This is a genomic window from Alteromonas macleodii ATCC 27126 (genome assembly GCF_000172635.2).
GTDB lineage: Bacteria > Pseudomonadota > Gammaproteobacteria > Enterobacterales > Alteromonadaceae > Alteromonas > Alteromonas macleodii.
The window spans coordinates 2,069,197-2,085,483 of the sequence record NC_018632.1 but is presented as its reverse complement, the minus strand read 5'-3'; the positions used below and the strand labels follow the sequence as shown (position 1 = coordinate 2,085,483).

The 16,287-nt window shown below is 39.6% G+C and carries 22 protein-coding genes and 2 pseudogenes; 1 reads left to right on the top strand and 23 read right to left on the bottom strand.

Annotated elements, in window-relative coordinates; all coding sequences use genetic code 11:
- Positions 1 to 206 precede the first annotated feature (206 nt).
- From MASE_RS08925 to MASE_RS08855, 15 genes are all read right to left on the bottom strand, one after another.
- Positions 207 to 1,253: a hypothetical protein gene (locus MASE_RS08925; RefSeq protein WP_014949411.1), complete on the bottom strand. Its 1,047-nt coding sequence runs from the start codon at positions 1,251 to 1,253 to the stop codon at positions 207 to 209.
- A 78-nt stretch (positions 1,254 to 1,331) separates the two neighbouring features.
- Entirely contained in the window at positions 1,332 to 1,877 is a 546-nt protein-coding gene (locus tag MASE_RS08920) for a hypothetical protein (RefSeq protein WP_014949410.1), read from the bottom strand.
- A gap of 46 nt (positions 1,878 to 1,923) precedes the next feature.
- Positions 1,924 to 2,181: a hypothetical protein gene (locus MASE_RS08915; protein ID WP_014949409.1), complete on the bottom strand. Its 258-nt coding sequence runs from the start codon at positions 2,179 to 2,181 to the stop codon at positions 1,924 to 1,926.
- 21 nt (positions 2,182 to 2,202) lie between these two features.
- Positions 2,203 to 2,427 (bottom strand): hypothetical protein, encoded by a 225-nt coding sequence (locus MASE_RS08910; protein WP_014949408.1) that lies wholly within the window; start codon positions 2,425 to 2,427, stop codon positions 2,203 to 2,205.
- Between the two features lie 14 nt (positions 2,428 to 2,441).
- Entirely contained in the window at positions 2,442 to 2,846 is a 405-nt protein-coding gene (locus MASE_RS08905; RefSeq protein ID WP_014949407.1) for an MAPEG family protein, read from the bottom strand.
- A gap of 34 nt (positions 2,847 to 2,880) precedes the next feature.
- Positions 2,881 to 3,201: a DUF6419 family natural product biosynthesis protein gene (locus tag MASE_RS20065; RefSeq protein WP_187289709.1), complete on the bottom strand. Its 321-nt coding sequence runs from the start codon at positions 3,199 to 3,201 to the stop codon at positions 2,881 to 2,883.
- A 176-nt stretch (positions 3,202 to 3,377) separates the two neighbouring features.
- Positions 3,378 to 4,409: a serine hydrolase domain-containing protein gene (locus MASE_RS08895; protein ID WP_014949405.1), complete on the bottom strand. Its 1,032-nt coding sequence runs from the start codon at positions 4,407 to 4,409 to the stop codon at positions 3,378 to 3,380.
- Between the two features lie 106 nt (positions 4,410 to 4,515).
- Entirely contained in the window at positions 4,516 to 4,983 is a 468-nt protein-coding gene (locus tag MASE_RS08890) for a nuclear transport factor 2 family protein (RefSeq protein ID WP_014949404.1), read from the bottom strand.
- Positions 4,984 to 5,121: 138 nt separating this feature from the next.
- Complete coding sequence (locus MASE_RS08885; protein WP_232362835.1) at positions 5,122 to 5,541, bottom strand: hypothetical protein; 420 nt, start codon at positions 5,539 to 5,541, stop codon at positions 5,122 to 5,124.
- Positions 5,542 to 5,568: 27 nt separating this feature from the next.
- Positions 5,569 to 5,892: a hypothetical protein gene (locus tag MASE_RS08880; RefSeq protein ID WP_014949402.1), complete on the bottom strand. Its 324-nt coding sequence runs from the start codon at positions 5,890 to 5,892 to the stop codon at positions 5,569 to 5,571.
- 151 nt (positions 5,893 to 6,043) lie between these two features.
- Positions 6,044 to 6,538, bottom strand: coding sequence for an AAA family ATPase (locus MASE_RS08875; protein ID WP_014949401.1), 495 nt, complete (start codon positions 6,536 to 6,538; stop codon positions 6,044 to 6,046).
- Positions 6,539 to 6,697: 159 nt separating this feature from the next.
- A complete protein-coding gene (locus tag MASE_RS08870) occupies positions 6,698 to 7,393 on the bottom strand; it encodes a DUF1444 family protein (RefSeq protein ID WP_014949400.1) in 696 nt (231 codons plus the stop codon).
- Between the two features lie 331 nt (positions 7,394 to 7,724).
- The gene (locus MASE_RS08865; RefSeq protein ID WP_014949399.1) at positions 7,725 to 8,453 is read right to left on the bottom strand and encodes a trypsin-like serine protease; all 729 of its coding nucleotides are present in this window, start codon (positions 8,451 to 8,453) and stop codon (positions 7,725 to 7,727) included.
- A 193-nt stretch (positions 8,454 to 8,646) separates the two neighbouring features.
- Positions 8,647 to 9,057, bottom strand: coding sequence for a hypothetical protein (locus tag MASE_RS08860; RefSeq protein ID WP_014949398.1), 411 nt, complete (start codon positions 9,055 to 9,057; stop codon positions 8,647 to 8,649).
- Between the two features lie 19 nt (positions 9,058 to 9,076).
- The gene (locus MASE_RS08855; protein ID WP_232362834.1) at positions 9,077 to 10,591 is read right to left on the bottom strand and encodes an amidohydrolase family protein; all 1,515 of its coding nucleotides are present in this window, start codon (positions 10,589 to 10,591) and stop codon (positions 9,077 to 9,079) included.
- 119 nt (positions 10,592 to 10,710) lie between these two features.
- Between MASE_RS08855 and MASE_RS19990 the strand changes: the two are divergent.
- Positions 10,711 to 10,842, top strand: a pseudogene (locus MASE_RS19990) (IS110 family transposase); the annotation flags it as partial.
- A gap of 45 nt (positions 10,843 to 10,887) precedes the next feature.
- On the opposite strand, the gene MASE_RS08850 reads toward MASE_RS19990, so the two are convergent.
- The 8 genes and pseudogenes from MASE_RS08850 to MASE_RS08815 form a co-directional block, all read right to left on the bottom strand.
- On the bottom strand, positions 10,888 to 11,337 hold the full coding sequence (locus MASE_RS08850; RefSeq protein ID WP_014949396.1) for an MBOAT family O-acyltransferase: 450 nt from the start codon (positions 11,335 to 11,337) through the stop codon (positions 10,888 to 10,890).
- 44 nt (positions 11,338 to 11,381) lie between these two features.
- Positions 11,382 to 11,849: a hypothetical protein gene (locus MASE_RS08845; RefSeq protein ID WP_014949395.1), complete on the bottom strand. Its 468-nt coding sequence runs from the start codon at positions 11,847 to 11,849 to the stop codon at positions 11,382 to 11,384.
- Between the two features lie 78 nt (positions 11,850 to 11,927).
- Entirely contained in the window at positions 11,928 to 12,458 is a 531-nt protein-coding gene (locus tag MASE_RS08840; protein ID WP_148275221.1) for a hypothetical protein, read from the bottom strand.
- A gap of 202 nt (positions 12,459 to 12,660) precedes the next feature.
- Positions 12,661 to 13,422, bottom strand: coding sequence for a hypothetical protein (locus MASE_RS08835; protein WP_014949393.1), 762 nt, complete (start codon positions 13,420 to 13,422; stop codon positions 12,661 to 12,663).
- 282 nt (positions 13,423 to 13,704) lie between these two features.
- Positions 13,705 to 13,854: pseudogene (locus MASE_RS08830) on the bottom strand (DUF1244 domain-containing protein); the annotation flags it as partial.
- Positions 13,855 to 13,988: 134 nt separating this feature from the next.
- Positions 13,989 to 15,014, bottom strand: a complete 1,026-nt coding sequence (locus MASE_RS08825; RefSeq protein ID WP_014949391.1) for an RES family NAD+ phosphorylase — start codon at positions 15,012 to 15,014, stop codon at positions 13,989 to 13,991.
- A 95-nt stretch (positions 15,015 to 15,109) separates the two neighbouring features.
- On the bottom strand, positions 15,110 to 15,925 hold the full coding sequence (locus MASE_RS08820) for a hypothetical protein (protein WP_014949390.1): 816 nt from the start codon (positions 15,923 to 15,925) through the stop codon (positions 15,110 to 15,112).
- Between the two features lie 47 nt (positions 15,926 to 15,972).
- Entirely contained in the window at positions 15,973 to 16,254 is a 282-nt protein-coding gene (locus MASE_RS08815; protein WP_014949389.1) for a hypothetical protein, read from the bottom strand.
- Positions 16,255 to 16,287: the final 33 nt, after the last annotated feature.

The window sequence follows — 16,287 nt, the reverse complement described above, 5'->3', positions numbered from 1 at the left end:
TGGAACCAATGGCTATAAGCGCTAAAGCCACCTGTACGTACAATAAATACTTTATCCACGTAGTGAGGCGACCAGGCTCCTTAAATTCTACGTTATTTTCCGACATCTCCATTTACCTCTTTCCCCTTACTACTGCGTAAGCGTTATCTTTTGTTAATTGTTATCTGTATTGAGTTAGTTACTGGTTTATTTACTGCCTAGGTGAACTAAGCTTTATTAGCTAATAGTTCCTGTAGCGCTTTCGGCAGTATCGCTTGCGCACTCTTTGTTATGCGAGCCTCATTCTTTTGCCACCAAATTCCCGAATATACAACGCCTAAACCGATCGCTGATAGCGCTACAGGGAAAAGCCAACTATCTTCAAAAACGGTAGAAGCAAGATGACCTAAATATAAACAGCATCCCAAAGCACCAAATATGACAAATACACGTCGAACCAACAGAGCGCCAGCGCCAATCATGGCAAGGTTTATACAGAAATAGATAAACTTAGACAGTTCGCTGTCTGAATCTTGGCTGGTAAGGCCGCCCCAAAACGCTAAAACGCCGAAAAGATAAAGCCAAAACGCGTAATCTGCTGTGTTTCGTGCTCTGATGTCCACCCAGAACGCCAATAGCGTCATCAACGCGCCAAAGTACATCGACACAAGTGCTCGGAATTGCCACGAGTAGCTGTTCCATAAGTCCTCATGGTCAATAATGAGCATCACAGCGTCCATACTGATATACCAGAGCGTTACCGCAATCGGCATTATTAAGAACGGGTATTTATATCGCCATGCTACGACAAGTCCAGTTACTAGCGTTCCAAGTTCCATATATAACCATAGCCATTTAATGCGGTGGTGAAACTGGCGAACAACCGTATTGTCGTCGGGCCATAGCCCTAACCATTGCTGAGCTCCGTAGATAGCAATTGGCGTCAAACAAACTACGAACGTGGCACAGATCCCTGCTGGTATTATTAAATGCTTACGAGCAAAGGAATTGGCAAGCTTTAAGCCCACGCCAGCATAAAGCATAGAGATAAATACGATGCCGGCACCACCAAATTGCTCCCAGCCTAAATTCATAAATAGAGTCATGGCGCCAATTGCAATAAGGCCACCTAAGTAGTACAGAATATGGGTGAAGGTAAAAGAGGGAGTATTCTGATTTTCTTCTTGAAAGAAATTGTACAGAGCAATGCCCTGTTGCTCGGAGATGATATTGTTAGCTACTGCTTTTTGAATACTGGCTTTAGATACTTCCATGTACTTCTCTAAATAAGCTTGAAGAGCTGAAGATTATTACTTTACTTTGTTATGGGTAAAAAGCCAGCCTAATAGAAGTTACTCGCTTCCTTTCTCGATATCTAATTCCGCTCTATCGATTAGCGTAAAATAGTCTTCATCAGCGTAAAGCTTTAAAAAGATAGACATTGTGATGCTTGTCATTTCATTTGCCGCCTCTTTGAACCCAGTATTGACGTGAAGATCAAAGCCCGTTGGCGATGCAGAACCCATGAACTCTTGAAGTTCAGTGAATTCTTTTATTGCTTCGGTACTTAATCCTAAAATGTACTCAGTTCGCGCTGGCGTTTTACTCAGCCATCCTGACTCAGCTGGCAGTGTATTTTCTGAAATGACCTCAAGATTATACTTAAAACTTCTTTCTTGCTTTGAGGAGCTAACACCCAAGGTAAGCCAGGTGCTTTCTGGTTTTATTTCGGCAGGCTTGTCTAAGTGAATCTTCGTAAGTAAATGATTGGGGTCGAGTTCAACAAATTTCTCCTCATCAAATGAGCGAAACTCAAGCATTGTTGCAATGGGTATATTGGCACAACTAACTACAAGCAAAGTTAATGAAACAACAAATAATTTTTTGATACTTAACAACAGCGGCTTCCCTTCATTGGTTATTACAAGACATGTTCTAGCAATTCTATACAGTTTTCGTCGTTTCTTTTGCAAAAGCTTTTTCAGATTTGTTCCACGTTAAGTGGCCAAAAGCGATACCCGCAATGGGAAAGATGATCATCGCAATGGCGAGTTTCCCCCAGACATTTTCGGAAGGCTCGATAAACGCCATAAGTAATGACCATAATAAACCTGTCGAGACTCCCCAGCCTAAAACGCCGTAAATTAGAACGAAGCGCTGTTTTCCTTTTTCTCTTATTCTCGCCCACTTTTCTAATTTCATCGCAGATATCCTTTTTCAAAACTAAGCAATCATTGCAAGACAGACAAAAACCACCACAAAGCTTATAAAACCAACAGCAACGGTCCTTCCCTCATCACGGCCAGCTCTTGGGTACTTGCCGAAGGTTAGCAATTTAAGCACCACATGGCCCGTGCCCTTCAATACGAATTCTATAATTGCGTCTATGATAATCCACTTTATTACTCTGAGTATAAAGCGGCCCAGCGGTTCAAATACTTCTTCCATAACCTTTACGCTCTTTAAACTAAAACCTGTTCTATAAAAAGCAACAACCACATTGCAAGAACGGCAACGAAGTTGATAGTAAACACCAAACCACGCAATCTAATATTGTCTGTAAATATTTGTACAAGACTATGCAGCACCCTGCCAATAACAAATACCCACGCAAGGGAGACTTGTGAATTGCTAATTGGCTCACCTAAGGCAATTAGCAAGGCGCAAACAGCGTGAAAAAATAACGGCCACTCAAACTGATTGCTCAGATTCGCACTTACTTTAGGCTGTATATCAGCAAACGGGTTTGAACCATCTTTGTTTTTCCCTACTCCCCATACCGAAGGCGCGCGAGCTAGCGTGAGAAATACGTAGAGCAATGCACAAAGAAAAATGTGCATAAACATAGGGGTTATTAAATTAGACATCTTGGCTTAATTATCTCGTTGTTATCAAATTTCGTCAGCTATCAACGCAACTATCATATCTTTGAACACCTTTCGGCAGACCAAGTGCTACACCGGTGAAAGAGAAAATAAAGATAATCGATATTACAGTTAATGCGGCAAAACTAGACTCGTTTATGTTAGGGCTGACAACTACCGAAAAGGTGTTGATACAAAGCAAAAGCAAGCTTATTTTTGAATACCCTTTAAAGCCTAAAACTCCAGCGAGGATAAGCATTAAAAACGAGCCCACAACTGCCGGAGTAAATGGCGCAGCGGCCAGTAGCAAACACAAAACCGATATAATCACAGATAACATTAAGAAGAGTTTTTTCACGTTTTGTCCCTTTTTTGCCGAGCAGCTGAAGATATAAAATAACCACTAAAAGCATAGAGTAAAAACGGCGAATTAATAAACTAAGCACATAATAAAAACCGTTCTGTTGCCACCCATTATTTTCTAACTTGTAATGATTGGCCTACACTGAAAAGGCGTTGAACCAAGTCTACCACCTACTCGTTTTCTACTTTTCTTAGTATTTTAAAAATTCGGCTTATTGTGATTTCAGACAAGTTCCACTCATAACCGTCGAAGTCAGTGGTATTGATAAATTGAACAACCACGGTATCGAGGTCTTTGTCATATTCTGCAAGGCTTTGATAGCCGATAACCAAGCCTCCATGCTCGAACACATAAGGGTAAAGTTCCGCTTCGCCTTCATTGAAAATAGAGCCGTTGTTTAGCGCTCGTAAGAACTTACCCACATCTTCTGCTGTCGCTAGCATACCGTAGTCGCGCGCCTTAACATCTTCCTTGTAACCAACGTAATAGCCGCTCATCACGTCGTCCATATTGACTTCGCTCAATGAAAAATAGGTGTTGCTCAATTCAAGCGGAAGCAAAACGTTTTGCTTAATGTACTTGTGGTGACTGTACCCCAAAACCTTATCCATAATATTGCGAAGCAACAGATAGTTCGTGTTGGAATACTCATATCCATCACCGGGCTCAAAACTCGCCGGAAGATCTAGCGCAAAGTCGAGCGCTCGCTTGCTGTTTTCCGGTTCGTTTTCCCAGTAGGCAGCATTATCAGTAAAGTTAGGGATTCCTGACTTATGCTGCACCATCATTTTAAGCGTTATTTTTTCTGAATGCTCAATTCTGTCTTTGAGTTCGGGTAAATGATCAACGAGTAAATCGTCTAGGGATAGTCGCTGTTCTCGCGCCATTTTCGTGATAGCCACAGCGGTGTACAGCTTACTGATACTGGCAATTTTAAACAAAGAGTCGGGGGCAGCGGGTATTTTGTTATCTCTATCTTTCCAGCCTGCTGTGTAAAAAGCTGGAGGTTTTCCCGCCTGCTCCACGTAAACAATTATACCGTCAAAGCCATGGCTAATTGCCTCATCAACTTGTTCTTGTACTGTGTGTGGCAAAGGTAGGATCAAGGCTTTAACCAATATCCACGGAACGAAAAACAAGGAAACAATAGTACTGATTAGCAGAAGAAGCCTGATGATTGTTGTTCTTCGGTTCTTCGTCATTTTACCTTGCCTTTAAAGCTCATCTTGTAACACTATCACTAGGTGTACGCCAACTTATTGCAACCGAAAATACAATTGTTACCTAAACGGCTATCGAAAATGAAACTTACTCATGGTACTTTCGAATTACAGTAATCTTACCGTTCTCTATTTCTAGTACTTCCATCATTACTTGACTGTATTCAATAGGTTGATTGTTTTGCGGGTGCACGCCCTTGGCATAATTCTTATATCTGATAGCAATAGCAGAATTGTTAAATGTAAAAACATCCAACAGCTCTGCACTGTATTCTGTGTGCGCGCCTAGATAGAACGTCATGCCCTCTCTCATTTGCTCCTTACCGTCAGGTAATCGCGTATCGTCTATCACCCATGGCAAATGTGAATGACCAACATCATCCGCGAACAAATTCAGGTGATTTTCAAGCTCAACTTGAGTAGCGCCAGGGGCCTGAGTTGCAACCATTGTGTCGAAGTATTGTTGGGCAAGCTGCTTAAGATCTATTTTAATGTCTTCAGCCGATACCGTAGCTGACACTAGAAGAGATAATGCAAAAAGTAGATTTATTTTCACTAGAAACTCCGTTTCACTTATTTCATACATTTTATTTTTAATTTATGAGCTTTAGATGCGAAATTTTTAAACGCGCTATTCCATAGCTTGGAAAGTGCTTCAACCAATGAAAAACTTCACTTTTCACTAATGGGCTCCTTACTCAAAAACTACTGATTTTATTTTTGGCTCAGCTTCTAATTTTGACTTTAAGAGATACACAAATTCATCAGTTTCCGATATGTGCGCTTTTCTAAGCAAAATTTCAATGAAAGACCTATGTTTATCAATTTGAATTAGCCATTTTTTCAGTTCTGATTCAGGATTATCATCCTCTTCGATAAAAACAGATGAGCCGACCAAGTATTTCTGGCCTTGAAACAAAACGTTACAGTACCAACCCCAATCTTCCATAAAAGGCGCTGTTACACTGAACTCGCCATCGAATTGCTCTTTTAACCAAATGAGAAAAGATTCACCGTATATTGGATTTATCATATTTTCATGTTCTTTGGATAAGTCGAACATGGCTGTTTTAAAACTAATTGCTACGTGCATTTGTGTCGTCTTTCCTGGCATGTATCAACCCATTACGGGAGCATTAGCTTATCCGCGTGGCTTAACTTCAAAGTAGAACCCGTTGAAAGCAGTAGATGCGATAAAAAGTAAAACGATAATTTTTAGAACAAAACGGATATCATTTCGTTTTTTTACTAGCAGGTCACTACCCGCTTCTTCACAAGCTTTGCCAAAAATTACAGGCCAAAGCTCTCCAAACATACCACGATATAAATCCACAAACTCTGGCTCTCCCCAATGCTGCCAATGAAGTGGCGCCTCACTTTTCCATACATTAACGAAATCGGTAGCGCTTTTTAACAATGCCCAAATAGACAGGATAAAAAGACAAATGACCAGCGTTTGCAGCATGAGGATTCCTTTTAGCAACTCCAAAAAAATAAGGGGTAATTACACGTAAACTATACGTGGGAGCGTAGCGACCTGAGTCTATTTATTATTTCTCAGAGTGCGAAAACGAGTAACTATAGTGACTTATTATCTTTTAAGTTCCAAACTTTGCCTAACATTGCTCAGTTGGGACATTTTGCGTAATCATCTTTTTATGACCGTGATAGCCATCATAAAACTGCTTATGTGCCGCATAAGAAAATGTATCGTTTCTTTCTGAATATTGCCCAATCCAATCAATAAGCATTGCTAAGTTGTCATCTTGGGCTTGCTTTGTTTTGTATTTATGGGGCTCCCAAGGTCTCGCCTTTGCGTTTGAAATGCAGGATTCAGTGGATAAGTTCATAAATATAATTTCAGTAGACTGCTGTTCTACAGTTTTTAGTAAATCTGTATAGCAGCCTTCAATTACCCATTTGTCGTTGGAAGAAATAAAAGTCTTTATCTCTTCTTCAGAGTCATCAATAGGCTTTCTCTCAGGAGGACTAGTATGTTTCCACGCTAATGTATCTAGATCTAAATGAGCTAAACCTTGTGTTTTGCATAAGTGTTGTGCCAGCGTAGATTTTCCAGAACCAGAGTTTCCAAATATTAGAATTTTTGCCAATGTTCTATTCCTTAGACCACATAACAGTAACTTCACCCAACGTTGACTGTTTTATCGCATTTAACCTATTAACTGTTAAACGTAGATGATGACAAATCATAAGTAGCGTATCTTTGTTAGTCGCATCTACAGAGATACCGCATCAGCTAGTCGTTCCTATTACTTTTGAAATTCAACCCATTTATTTTTTTCTCGCACAAATCCAATATCTGTCACAGCATGAGACCACTGACTTTCAGGGTTATGCACAATACCTCTCACTGTTTCAAGGCTCTCAGTATCTTCTGAACCCGTAACAATCAACACATCTCTGGATGGCACGTAGACTACTATGTCTCCTTTCACCGGAAAGTTTTCTTTCGTCCATAGATCGTCATAAAGCAAAAAAGATGCTTCATAAATACCATCGGCTACAACCATCGAGACCGTCGATCGGTCCCCCTGAATTTGTAATGACACATTAGCATTCATCAAGTTAGACATTGAAAGATTTCTAAGTTCTCCCTCTTCTACTCCGAGAGCATTGATATCTTCCTTTGGCATAAATTTAATAGAAGAAGGCGTATCTATGGCATACAAAACATACAGGATGTCGTTTAATTTTTCATAGTAGAAAGGTAGTTCCCCCTTGCTGCTATGATTCATTAATTTCGTTATTTGCTCCATATAGACCCTGTCTTTGATAACGGGAAAGATATGCTCTTTTTCTATGTTGGATTTAACATCGCTACTGCTTTTGGTTAATGCATTGATGTAAGCGTTTATAATTGCGTCTAGTTCGCCTGGGCTTGAGCGGTAATTCATGTAGGCGTTATCGAGGTACGCGGTAGATGTTTCTCCGTTGCTGTAAGTCATTTCCACTTCCAAACGACCCTTTATATCTGCCCTTACGCCATCTTCTCTGATGTTAATTGCTTTAGCATAGCGCTGAGTAAACGCACTTTCATCTAAAACGATTTCAGCGAACGAACTACTAACAAAAAGCCATACAAAAGCTATGATTATTATTTTGATAGTTACTCACTTATTTCCCTATTTATCGTAAAACTTGCGACTTATTGATTTGGCCTACGCATGCATTGATTAAAGTTTTTAGTATAGCGAGAAAACAGCCTGAACAATCTTCTTGCGTTACGAAGTAAATGTATTCGCGCCCTACGAGCACACGAATAAATTAGCTTACTTTTTAATTACCAATAATATTCAGAATCCAATGGTAGTAATTTGATAATCTAGTCTGATAAGCAGTAGTACCATACAGTCCGCCTTTAAATTCAGAAATATCTCCAGTCGCAAATTGCCAACTCGATAACCCCACTAGATATGGTTCGCCATCTTGATAAATAATAGAAGCGCCTCCGCTATCTCCTGAGCCATGCATTCCTTCTAGGGGAAGCGCATTTTTAGGAGAATCAAATTTGAACGTTAGCCATTTACCATTTGCACTTTCTACGACATTTTGAAATTTATTTGCCTGATTGAGCGACTTAGTTTCTACGTTCTCACCTGTTAACCCATTTCCAGTTGCGCCTTTACCAAAAACTGTTATGACACGCCCTTTCTCCGCAGCTTCTGAATAGACTGAAATGGGTATAATGTCTGAAACTGGACTGGATAGTTTTATTAACGCAATATCGCTGCTGGATTTCAAAACTTGCATTAGCGGAGCTAAATCACCGCTTAATTCATTGCCCCTTGGCTTTATGTAACCTGGATGAATATAAACCTTTTCTATTTCATAGTATTTAGAACCAACTTTTAAGTTGGTATTCGTATAATCGTAAAAGATACTATGTGCGACAGTAACAACCCACTGCTCTGCGATGAGAACTCCGTGACCCTCACCCGGCATATCTACAACATATTCTGGCATTTTTTCAACACGATATTTTTCTGCAGAAACATCGTGTCTCATAACTACTGCATTACTTTCAAAACAACAGAGCGCCAAAAACACCCATATTAGTCTGCATTGGTGCAATAGGGATAAATTCAAAATTTGTTTTTCGTTAGTCAATGTTAAATATTACTGATCATTTTTACTGACCAGTCTCCCCACGCCTTTTGGGGGGCGATTTTTGATGTGTTTGTTAGGTGATTTAGTCATTTTATTGACTACCCTTGCCAAAGAACTTACCAATAGTACCCGCCAATATGCCTTTGTGTTTCTCTGGCGGTGTGCCACCCGTAGTTTCATGGGATATGCCGATAGCTACATAGCTGCACTTTTTAAAGTCCAATGTTTCGTCAGTTAAAACTGATTCGTCTAAGACGTAGGATATTCCAACGGGCAAGTTTTTGACATGAGGTTCGATTCTTGTGCCTTGCCATCTAGCCGCAACAACTACATAAGTAATATCTTTATTGCCTTCGATCCATTGAATAGGAGTTTTACACCTTCCTATCCAATAGTCAGGACGGTCACTGCCTGGAATTTCCCTTAATAACTCAAACACCAAAGGTACTTGATCATGTAGTTCCTCTGGAGCGTAATCTACGCTTGTGACGTGAAGTTCCATTTTAACCCTAACGCCGCATTCAGCGGCTCGTCCGCTGCAGTGATTTGTTAGCTATAGTATCTGCAGCAAAATCTGATCGATTAAAAACTTCTCCATGTAGGATAATGTGGTGGATGTTGCTCCAAGCGTCCACGGTATTTAAAGGGTTTTGTTCTAGCAAAAGTAAATTTGCAACCTTACCAACTTCAACCGTTCCGTAATCTTCATCAATATTAAATTGTCGCGCATTGTTAATGGTCGCAGCTGAGAGTATTGCAGCTAAAGATACGCCAGCGTCTGCCATTACTTTCATTTCAAGGAAAGTGGTTAAACCAGGTTGGTTGGAAAAACTGGGACTTCCCGGAAAATCAGAACCTAATAACAGCGGATAGTCTGCCTCGGTGAGGATTTTTAAAATTTTGTTACCTTTCCCCACCCTATCTTTCAAAAAGATTCGAGCAATAACCTCGTCGGGTAGTCCGTCAAATCCTGCGCGTAATTCTTCTTTAAACCATTGTGCTGAGGGTTGCTTATACCATTCAATTAATTCTTCGGGCGTTACCTTACTATATTCAGAAACACCATGTGAGTTATGCAACATGAGTTCACCTAGTCCAGCAATTACCCTTTGGGTTGTCATGTACCCAGTGCTTTTGCTCATTAACTGGTTAAGCACGCCATGCATTGATTTGGACACTTCAGTTTCACGCGAAAACTCCCCCCAATTCCAGAGCCCGTGCGCAATTACATCCACCTCTGCATCAATGGCTCTTTGATACATATCCAATGCATTGGCATGCGCTACCAGAGGTAGTTTATGTTGTGATGCAGATTTTCGAATACGTTTCAGGGTATCGTCAGACAATAACGGCCAATGACTTTCATCGCCATAGCCATCTTCAAAGTATATTTTTATGCAAGATGCGCCGGATTCAGCAATACGTTTCCCAATTTGTTCAGGAGAGTTCTGTGCTGTCTCAGCAACGTCCTGTTCAACGATATAGGAAAACATGGATTTCGACAGCTCATCATTTTTCTCTACCAAAGGAAACGTTGAGCGTGAGGTAATGACTTCGCAACGATAGTAATCAGGATGTATTTCAGAAGCAGTAAATTTCTTCCATTCAAGCCCGGGGTTTGGGTCGACAACCTGTGTTATACCGTAGTACAAGAAGCTATAGGGTTGCTGTTTATAGTATTCTTCAGCAAGTGCTTCATTCTTTTGCGCCACAGGCTCCACGCCAAATCCCATGCCAGGAATAGATGAAACATGAACATGGCTATCCATTATTCCAGGAGCTAGGTATAAAGCAGTCCCGTCTATTACCTGTACATCAAATGTTTTTTCAATCTTAGATGACGATACTGCCTTTATCCGTCCATCAGAAATAAGAACATGCGCCTTTAGTAATGGCTCCTGAAGGTGCGATGATACGACGGTCACATTTTCAATCAGCACACTCTCTTTTGCAAAAGTAGGATAATGTAGAAACAGAATCGCAGTGAGCATATGTTTAAGCATAACTTTCCTTGTTGTTGTGATCTCGCTAGACACTATGACTCCCCGTATAAGTGCTAGCCTCCGCATTTTCGTGGGTTAACTTGTCAGCCACCGGAGCGCCGGCCGGAGTCCATTATTAGTTTGTTCAATACTAAATCAATTTGGAGGCTAGCATGAACAAACATAGCATGATTTTTATAGGGTTGGATACGCATAAAGAGTCTCACGAAGTTGCGTATTGTGAAGAGAAACGTGGAGCGACGCCCGTTCATTATGGCCGTATTCCCTCGTCTAAGGTCAGTGTAAAATACACAAATACGCCTGTCTTATTTAGTCTTTAGAAGCTTCCTTTATGCGTACAACTTTTCCAAAAAGTACATTAAACCTAACGATACTAAAATAAACGACGCATTAATTAACGCACGAACAGGCCAACTTACATGGCCATATGAGATCCCTGCCCCTTTAGAAACTACAACAATCAAACCCATTAATCCAAACCAAGGTGTGAAGAAGAGAACGGTTTTCAGCTCGACGATTGAAACCGCTAAATCATGAAGCGCGCCGCTAACGAGAAACGTAACAAAAGTGGCTAACGAAGTTGGAAGAAAACTCGCAAGTGGACGCATGACATTGCGTGATAAATAGTAACCCCAGATTGGGTTCCAATAGTGCCAAAACACCGGAAAAGAAGTCGCGCCAAAAGAGCGCGAAAGCATGTTTGTCATGGAGCCACTTGCCCCTAATGGAACCCCATTTCGCTTCTTAACATATTGTGCAAGTGAGAGTTTGCTTTTCATGGTGATTCCGTATAGCCACGAATATGCCTGTCTTGTTTAGTATTTTATTTTGGAATGTATGGTGGAAGAACTTCTCCACTTGTTAATACAACAACCCTATAAATTTTATCACTTTCAACTCCTCGCTCTGTTATATCGCTAGTCTTTGCAAGGCTAATTAAATAATACCAAACACTAGAATCAAATGAATAACCTAACCGTAATTCAAGTCCGATTAGTTGAAGTGCGCCTTCAGATTTATAAAATTCCTTGGCTTTTAAAACAGCATTTTCGATTGTAAGTTTAGGATTATCTTTACCATCCCAAGCTTTATCAAAATCAAACTGATTTCGCCACAAGGTGAAGTTGGCGGGCTTTCCTCTTGATTGAGTACCTATCAAGTAGAAATAATCCTCTCTTTGTTTACCATCACTACTCTCTTTTTGGATAACTATCAATTCATCCTTATCATAAGCCATTGTAGGAAGTGCAATTAAAAACATAAAAGAGATTAGTGGTAGTATTTTATTCATTTAATTATCCTTAATTAGAGAGTTCATAAACATGCCATAGTTAGTTAAAATAAGCGACGAAGGAGCAAAAACCAACTGTTATTTGTCCTGCTTGAGTGACTTGTTATGTGCTTTATAATCGCGGTATTCACGCAACAAGAATGCACATACTAATAAAATAAGACCGCAGATATTAAATACGTCAGCTAAAAGAGAAGTTTTAAAAGTATTGCTTCTTGTTTCTTCCCATAAAGTCATCACCTTCTTAGTAGAGGGCTCCACTTTTTCATCATGTCTAGAAGTTATTTCATTAAGTAATGAAACAAGCTTACTGTATTTTTTAGCTTTTAATAAACTCTCGGCAATATCAAACCTTTTGTTTTTTTCGTCTACAAACGTCTGAGATTCATCGTTACCTTGATGCTCGCCCGATACCATAAGTAAAGTTAATAACTTGTCTGTTTCTGTATAAAGTTTGAAGGCGCTGAATCCGAGCATATCTTTATTCTGGGGCTTTGATGATACAGCATTGTTATATTGAAATAAGTAGGTTTCTCTTAGCCCGGACGAAATTTGAATTTGATCTATAACTCTTTCAAAATAGGCTTGGTCACTTTTTAATGAATTCACCTCATTTATTAAAAAGAATTGTGAATAGAATACGATAATTGTCCCTAAAGAAAACAATATACGTTCATATATATATTTATTTTTTCTACTTTATAATTCATAAATTTATTTATCGAAAGAATTCCAAGTTTGCTTTAGCACATAACGCTCGCGTAATAGGCGCGAGCTTGCGAGCGTCCTTATTGACGCGCTTGTTAACTTTTTACTGCACCGATACATAGGTATTATTTGTTCTTGATATTGATATATAACCAGCCTTTCCTTCCCGTAGATAGGCGTACTGTGGAGTTAAAAGTAGTAGAGAACCAGATTTAATAATTTCGTTGTTTTCAACTTTATGAACTGCAGCTTTCACACCACCACCAACTTTAAAATTCTCCAAGCCAGTTTTTACGATGTCTGAAGTGACTTCTAGATTGAGTATGGGTAATGTGGCGCTCGCCACTATCCCTATAACAGGAGCGATCCAATTTGAAACTAGGTTTTTGAGTGGATTAGCCATATATGAAGATACGGCTACGGCAAAGATAAAACCGAGACTAGAAAGCCACAATATTCTTTCTGGCTTTCCAGATGCTAGGCCGCTATAAAAAACAAATAGATGGAATAACAGGGAGACCAATACAAAAATGCCTCCTAAGGCCCACATTGCCTTTGACTTGTTCAAAACAGCACTTCTGAAGAATAGAACAAACCCCCACATGTAAACGGCACTAATTGAAATCAATATAAATACAAGAAAAAGAAATGATTTAATTCCAAACAAGCCGCCGACGAACACATCATAAGAGAAGAATTTTTCTACTTTCATATGAATAAGAAGGAGATACGCTGGATAAAATGCTATCCAAGATGCGGTAACAAAATACAATACCCCTCTAATAATCAAGGCATAGCCATTTGTATCCACGCCTTCAGAAAGTTGGATTTTTTTGTTTAAAAACTCGTTTATTTGAGACAGCACTTCTCTTCCTTAAAAGTTAACAGCTTACTCGTCCCCAAACCGTCATGCTAATCCACATCACTTTAGGGCACTTCTCCTTTTTACTTCTCACTACTCTAAACCATAACCACCAGAGAAATAAAGAAAAAACCGTAATGTCGTTTTTCGCTCATTTATTAAAAACACTAATTCAACTAATTTAGCATGCAGGTGCTTTTAGTGTATTTCTCGTCAGCCAAAAACAAAAAAGCCAGCTTCCGCTGGCTTCTAAAACAAATAATTCAAGGTCACTCGAACTAAAAACTACTTCCCCTGCCTAGCAGCCAATTTCTCTAACTGCTCATCAGTGGCAGGAAGCTGGTGCTTCTCTTTCCACTCTGAATGCGGCATTTTATATACCACTTCACGTGCAGCTTCGTAGTCGATATCAGCGCCCTGCTCGCTTGCAGCCGCAAAAATAAACATGCCTGTCTTTTTTAGTCTTTTTAGTCTCATAACGCTCGCCCAACCGGCGTAAAATGCTTGGTTAAAATTAGCGACGAAGGAGCTCAAGCTAAGCGTTTTGCGTCCATTAGTTTATGCACTTGTTATGTATCAATTTTAAGGGAATATGTTTTAGTTGAGTCCTTTAAACTTACATTAAGAAACTCTATAGACTCTTCTATAATAAGGTCACTTACAATAACTAAATTGAAATTATTGCCAACAATCCTTGTTGAAGGATATTTTATAGCATCGAAACCAGCTAATTTTGCACAGTCGGCAATGAACCTAGAGAAAACATAACATGGTTTGTGATAACCCTCAGTATCTAGCTCTCGACTCATCAATGATGAAAAAACTAAGGCAGATAATTCGGATTCAAAATCAGAATGTGATTCATCTGGAAAACTTAAATCCAAAATTTTAATTTCTTTTTTTAGTTTGAACTCAGCTATGTAGCAAAGAACTTCTCGAACTTCTCTGAAGCATGTTTCTAGATCGCTTGCTGTGTATAACACTTGTTGGCCTGCATGGTTATACCTACCTTCTTGTATGAATTTTTTAGGTGGAAAAGCAAACTGCCCGAAATTCAACGCTTCGATTTGATTTGCCACTCTCGCTCGAAACAATGAATATTCAATTAAAAGTGAATCCGTTGAGAGAGCTACTTTTTTTAATAATTCAAAAGTATCATTAGCAAACTGGTTCGAGAGAAGTAAAAAGGGAGTTGTTTCTGACAACTCAACAATTTCGTTTATCGACTTTTCAAAATCTAACTGGTTTAAATCATATTTGAAAGGTAACTCATATGGCCAGAAGTTTCCGGATAAAACTTCATCGCAACGAGGGCAATTAATCAGTTTGATTAGAACATTAAACTCATCTTCCGTATAACACTGACTTATTCGCTTTGAACCACTATAAAACGATTTCAAATCGATTGTTTGACATTGAAACTCACCATCGTTCGCATTTAACGCTAGTGGCCAAGCCTTTACAAAGTCGTCATAACAATTATCACAACAAGCTATATCCGCGGAGAACCAAGACTCCATGTCAGCATCGAAGAGCTCTTCAAATACATCTCCATGTTCTTCAATTAATTCATCTTCATTAATTATTACTGACATACTCGATAGTTTCTTTTAATACTTAACGCCGCGCTCTACGGCAAATTTGGAGGCGAAGCCGGAAAAGTTGCCCAGCAGCAGCGCCTTGTTAGCATTTATCGTGTTCTTTGCCCGATAAAAAACAAGTTTTTAGTTCTCTTTGGAAACTCACTATTTTTGTAGAGTTTCATGATGTCCTTTGCTACTGCCTTATCGAGAGCTGAAAAATGACGATACAAAGTGGCGCCATATGTTAGAACCTCGACTTTCTTGGAATACTTAAACCCTTCAACTGTCCTTATATTGGGGTTGGTGGGCAACTTACACCTTAAGATAGAGTCGCTTCCATGAGGTATTATATCTGCATATACACGATTATCTGCTGGCGTGTAATGTACAAAGCAATCTCTATAATCCTTAAATCGGTTTACCCATCTTTCTTTAGCTTTCCGTAAAGTATCAACTGGACCTTGAAGTTGTTTCTTGCCACAAAGCTTATTGAACGATACAGGAGTTTGATCAACGAACGAAACTCCGACCACTCGAGCCATTAAATCAAGGGCTGCACTAAGCGCCATTAAGTATGCCTCAAAATCCCAATAAACTTGATGTGTTATTGGATTTGAAATACTCATCCCTAAGCTCGGATACTCATTTATACTGGCATTTTTCGAAACCTCGTCCCGAATAATAGAATATCTTTGATAAATGCTCTTCAATCTAAATTCGGCATGATCAAGGTGGTACCTGTAGAAGCGAGGATACTCTCTTGCAAAACAGTAAAACTCAGATAACTCACCTTCGCCATCATTCTCATCAACTTCATAGCGTATTTTGTCTAACGTTTTAACCAGTGCCGCTGAAAACTTTGAGAACTCAGGTAATTTTGGTATTGTGATTTCTATGACATATTCCCTTATGCTGACACCCAACTAAGGGGCGATAACACATGTAGTGTAAAATTGACTGTCTTGTTTAGTCACCAAATCGGCGAGCAGGTTCTTTTGGTGTATTTCACGCAAAACCAGAAAAGATATATGCCTGTCTTGTTCAGTATTCGGGCAATTAACTCACCCCTTAAGTCTCCAGGGATTTCCCTAAGCTCGCGAGGTAAATCACGCCATGCATATTCAATTTCTTCTTGGCTAGCCAGAACCTCTCTGGGGATGCCAAATGCAGCTGTCAATTCTGCAATCGCAGGCAGTACCGTATTGGGTAATGCTGGAAGGTTCACGTCTTCCTTTACAACGATATCGTTCATTTTCTCTCCATTGTTTCAAGTTCTGAGAAGCTA